The organism is Agromyces binzhouensis, from assembly GCF_004135055.1.
GTDB classification, from domain to species: Bacteria; Actinomycetota; Actinomycetes; order Actinomycetales; family Microbacteriaceae; genus Agromyces; species Agromyces binzhouensis.
Window position 1 is genome coordinate 1 of record NZ_SDPL01000200.1, and the last position, 5,631, is coordinate 5,631.

At 56.8% G+C, this 5,631-nt stretch carries 3 rRNA genes; all 3 read right to left on the reverse strand.

Annotated features, from left to right (window positions below):
• Position 1: 1 nt before the first annotated feature.
• A 5S ribosomal RNA gene (gene rrf, locus ESO86_RS10530) occupies positions 2 to 118 on the reverse strand.
• A 209-nt stretch (positions 119 to 327) separates the two neighbouring features.
• A 23S ribosomal RNA gene (locus ESO86_RS10535) occupies positions 328 to 3,430 on the reverse strand.
• 474 nt (positions 3,431 to 3,904) lie between these two features.
• Positions 3,905 to 5,433: ribosomal RNA gene (locus tag ESO86_RS10540) — 16S ribosomal RNA — on the reverse strand.
• Together the 16S, 23S and 5S rRNA genes form the textbook arrangement of a ribosomal RNA operon.
• Positions 5,434 to 5,631 lie beyond the last annotated feature (198 nt).

The following is a 5,631-nucleotide window of genomic DNA, read 5'->3' on the forward strand; positions in this document are numbered from 1 at the left end:
TGTCCGGCGGTGTCCTACTCTCCCACAGGGTCGCCCCTGCAGTACCATCGGCGCTGCGAGTCTTAGCTTCCGGGTTCGGAATGTGTCCGGGCGTTTCCCTCGCGCTATGGCCGCCGAAACTCTAGGACCAACATGTCCGCCACCTGGTGGTGGTGGGTGTTGGTGGTCTCGGTACCCCCGGGTGTCCCGTGCCCCGTGGTGGTGGGGGGGGTGGGTGGGGGTGTTGCTGCTGTGCAGTTGTGTGTGTGTTCGTCTGTTGGGAACCACAGAGTGGACGCGAGTCATCAGGCTCCACACCGTTGCCTTACAACACTGGTGTGAATGGTGATTGTCAAGTTGTCGGCGTATTAGTACCAGTCAGCTGCACACCTTGCGGTGCTTCCACATCTGGCCTATCAACCCAGTCGTCTGGCTGGGAGCCTCTCCCCCCGAAGGGGATGGAAATCTCATCTTGAGGCCGGCTTCCCGCTTAGATGCTTTCAGCGGTTATCCATCCCGAACGTAGCTAACCAGCGGTGCTCCTGGCGGAACAACTGGCACACCAGAGGTTCGTCCAACCCGGTCCTCTCGTACTAGGGTCAGATCCTCTCAAATTTCCTGCGCGCGCAGAGGATAGGGACCGAACTGTCTCACGACGTTCTAAACCCAGCTCGCGTACCGCTTTAATGGGCGAACAGCCCAACCCTTGGGACCTACTCCAGCCCCAGGATGCGACGAGCCGACATCGAGGTGCCAAACCATGCCGTCGATATGGACTCTTGGGCAAGATCAGCCTGTTATCCCCGAGGTACCTTTTATCCGTTGAGCGACAGCGCTTCCACAAGCCACTGCCGGATCACTAGTCCCGACTTTCGTCCCTGCTCGACCTGTCAGTCTCGCAGTCAAGCTCCCTTGTGCACTTACACTCGCCACCTGATTGCCAACCAGGTTGAGGGAACCTTTGGGCGCCTCCGTTACTCTTTGGGAGGCAACCGCCCCAGTTAAACTACCCACCAGGCACTGTCCCTGAACCGGATCACGGTTCGAAGTTAGATATCCAGAGTGACCAGAGTGGTATTTCAACAATGACTCCACGAACACTGGCGTGCCCGCTTCACAGTCTCCCACCTATCCTACACAAGCCACACCGAACACCAATACCAAGCTGTAGTAAAGGTCACGGGGTCTTTCCGTCCTTCTGCGCGTAACGAGCATCTTTACTCGTACTGCAATTTCGCCGAGTTCGCGGTTGAGACAGCTGGGAAGTCGTTACGCCATTCGTGCAGGTCGGAACTTACCCGACAAGGAATTTCGCTACCTTAGGATGGTTATAGTTACCACCGCCGTTTACTGGGGCTTAAATTCTCAGCTTCGCCTTGCGGCTAACCGGTCCTCTTAACCTTCCAGCACCGGGCAGGCGTCAGTCCGTATACATCGTCTTGCGACTTGGCACGGACCTGTGTTTTTAGTAAACAGTCGCTTCCCACTGGTCTCTGCGGCCGTCAACGCTCCAGGAGCAAGTCCCTTCACGAATCGGGCCCCCCTTCTCCCGAAGTTACGGGGGCATTTTGCCGAGTTCCTTAACCACGATTCTCTCGATCTCCTCGGTATTCTCTACCTGACCACCTGAGTCGGTTTGGGGTACGGGCGGCTGGAACCTCGCGTCGATGCTTTTCTCGGCAGCATAGGATCACCCACTTTTCATCCGCATCACGTCTCAGCCTTCACGAGTCGCGGATTTGCCTACGACTCGGCCTACACGCTTGCCCCGGGACAACCATCGCCCGGGCTGGGCTACCTTCCTGCGTCACACCTGTTATCACGCTCACTCCACCAGACGGGGTCGCATGCCGCCCCGCACCATCACCCCGAAGGGATCCGGTACGGCTTGGGATGCTTAGCACTCCTGGTCTCGTGTGGGCGGTTCTTCGCCGGTACGGGAATATCAACCCGTTGTCCATCGACTACGCCTGTCGGCCTCGCCTTAGGTCCCGACTTACCCAGGGCAGATTAGCTTGACCCTGGAACCCTTGGTCTTCCGGAGGACGGGTTTCTCACCCGTCTTTCGCTACTCATGCCTGCATTCTCACTCGTGTGCCGTCCACGGCTGGTTTCCACCGCCGCTTCACCCAGCACACGACGCTCTCCTACCCATCACCACGACTGGACCACGAAGGCCTATCGATATGCGGTAATGCCACGACTTCGGTGGCGTGCTTGAGCCCCGTTACATTGTCGGCGCGGAATCACTTGACCAGTGAGCTATTACGCACTCTTTCAAGGGTGGCTGCTTCTAAGCCAACCTCCTGGTTGTCTGTGCAACTCCACATCCTTTCCCACTTAGCACGCGCTTAGGGACCTTAGTCGGTGGTCTGGGTTGTTTCCCTCTCGACGATGAAGCTTATCCCCCACCGTCTCACTGCTGCGCTCTCACTTACCGGCATTCGGAGTTTGGCTGACGTCAGTAACCTGTTGAGGCCCATCGGCCATCCAGTAGCTCTACCTCCGGCAAGAAACACGCAACGCTGCACCTAAATGCATTTCGGAGAGAACCAGCTATCACGAAGTTTGATTGGCCTTTCACCCCTATCCACAGCTCATCCCCTCAGTTTTCAACCTAAGTGGGTTCGGTCCTCCACGACGTCTTACCGTCGCTTCAACCTGGCCATGGATAGATCACTTCGCTTCGGGTCTAGGACCTGCGACTGAATCGCCCTATTCAGACTCGCTTTCGCTACGGCTACCCCACACGGGTTAACCTCGCCACAGATCACTAACTCGCAGGCTCATTCTTCAAAAGGCACGCCGTCACACCAACAAGGGTGCTCCGACGGTTTGTAAGCAAACGGTTTCAGGTACTATTTCACTCCCCTCCCGGGGTACTTTTCACCTTTCCCTCACGGTACTTGTCCGCTATCGGTCATCTGGGAGTATTTAGGCTTATCAGGTGGTCCTGACAGATTCACACGGGATTTCTCGGGCCCCGTGCTACTTGGGATCCCCCTCCGGGCTGCGCAACATTTCGGCTACGGGACTCACACCCACTCCGGTCCGGCTTTCAATCCGGTTCGCCTATGCCACGCACGTCACCGCGGTCGACCGGCAGATCGACCAGAGAGGTCCCACAACCCCGACCATGCAACCCCTGCCGGGTATCACACATGACCGGTTTAGCCTCATCCGCTTTCGCTCGCCACTACTCACGGAATCACGGTTGTTTTCTCTTCCTGTGGGTACTGAGATGTTTCACTTCCCCACGTTCCCTCTACCCGCCCTATACATTCAGGCGGGAGTCACCAGGTCACCACAAGGGGCCTGGCGGGGTTTCCCCATTCGGAAATCCTCGGATCACAGCTCGTTTATCAGCTCCCCGAGGCTTATCGCAGATTACGACGTCCTTCTTCGGCTCCAGATGCCAAGGCATCCACCGTTTGCTCTTAGAAACTTGAAATCACATGAGTTCGATCGAAATTCGTGCACCCGGACCCGAAGGCCCGGATACGAAATTGACCAGTGAATACGCCAAACAGCCACCCCAAAGGGCGCCACCTGGCGACTCACCTATGTGAAACAGCCCGAAGGCTGCTTCTAAGATGCTCGCGTCCACTATGTAGTTCTCAACAGACGACCAGAACCCCCACCCCCGCCAGCAACCGCCAGCATCGATGAAGGCCTGAACCGGGGACCAACCCCGACCCGCACCCCGAAGAGCGCGAAAGCCATGTCCGGTCCCTCAGGACCCAACAGCGTGCACGCACCCACCCCGCCGGCACCGATCGTTCCAACCATCCGAAGACGGCGTACTGAACCAGAACCCTTGAACTGGATGCCTATGTCAATGTTCCACCCATGAGCTGCCAGCAGCGAACGAACGCCGCTGATCTGGCATGCCTGGACACCCCGAAGAGTGCCAGATGCTCCTTAGAAAGGAGGTGATCCAGCCGCACCTTCCGGTACGGCTACCTTGTTACGACTTAGTCCTAATCACCGATCCCACCTTCGACGGCTCCCTCCACAAGGGTTAGGCCACCGGCTTCGGGTGTTACCGACTTTCATGACTTGACGGGCGGTGTGTACAAGGCCCGGGAACGTATTCACCGCAGCGTTGCTGATCTGCGATTACTAGCGACTCCGACTTCATGAGGTCGAGTTGCAGACCTCAATCCGAACTGAGACCGGCTTTTTGGGATTCGCTCCGCCTTACGACATCGCAGCCCTTTGTACCGGCCATTGTAGCATGCGTGAAGCCCAAGACATAAGGGGCATGATGATTTGACGTCATCCCCACCTTCCTCCGAGTTGACCCCGGCAGTCTCACATGAGTCCCCACCATAACGTGCTGGCAACATGCGACGAGGGTTGCGCTCGTTGCGGGACTTAACCCAACATCTCACGACACGAGCTGACGACAACCATGCACCACCTGTAACCGAGTGTCCAAAGAGTTCCACATTTCTGCGGCGTTCTCGGTCATGTCAAGCCTTGGTAAGGTTCTTCGCGTTGCATCGAATTAATCCGCATGCTCCGCCGCTTGTGCGGGCCCCCGTCAATTCCTTTGAGTTTTAGCCTTGCGGCCGTACTCCCCAGGCGGGGCGCTTAATGCGTTAGCTACGACACGGAAACCGTGGAAAGGTCCCCACATCTAGCGCCCAACGTTTACGGCGTGGACTACCAGGGTATCTAATCCTGTTCGCTCCCCACGCTTTCGCTCCTCAGCGTCAGTAAGTGCCCAGAGACCTGCCTTCGCCATCGGTGTTCCTCCTGATATCTGCGCATTCCACCGCTACACCAGGAATTCCAGTCTCCCCTACACCACTCAAGTCTGCCCGTACCCACTGCAGGCCCGGAGTTGAGCCCCGGGATTTCACAGCAGACGCGACAAACCGCCTACGAGCTCTTTACGCCCAATAATTCCGGACAACGCTCGGACCCTACGTATTACCGCGGCTGCTGGCACGTAGTTAGCCGGTCCTTTTTCTGCAAGTACCGTCAAGGAGCAAGCTCCCCTTCTTCCTTACTAAAAGCGGTTTACAACCCGAAGGCCGTCATCCCGCACGCGGCGTTGCTGCATCAGGCTTGCGCCCATTGTGCAATATTCCCCACTGCTGCCTCCCGTAGGAGTCTGGGCCGTGTCTCAGTCCCAGTGTGGCCGGTCACCCTCTCAGGCCGGCTACCCGTCGACGCCTTGGTGAGCCATTACCTCACCAACAAGCTGATAGGCCGCGAGTCCATCCCAAACCGAAAAACTTTCCACCAAAAATCATGCGATCCAAGGTCCTATCCGGTATTAGCTCCGATTTCTCGGGGTTATCCCAGAGTCCAGGGCAGGTTACTCACGTGTTACTCACCCGTTCGCCACTAATCCACCCAGCAAGCTGGGCTTCATCGTTCGACTTGCATGTGTTAAGCACGCCGCCAGCGTTCGTCCTGAGCCAGGATCAAACTCTCCAAAAAAAATGGTTCAACCAACCCCCAAAAAGGAGAAGGTCAAGTTCAATCACTGACAGAGAAACAACTGACTTCAAAAAATCAAATTGTCCATCAATCAAAGGAAACCCATCCCCCACCAAAACGGCAGAAGAAACGGGGTTCAAATAAATTGGCATTGAACATAGTGCACGCTGTTGAGTTCTCAAGGAACGGACGCACCCG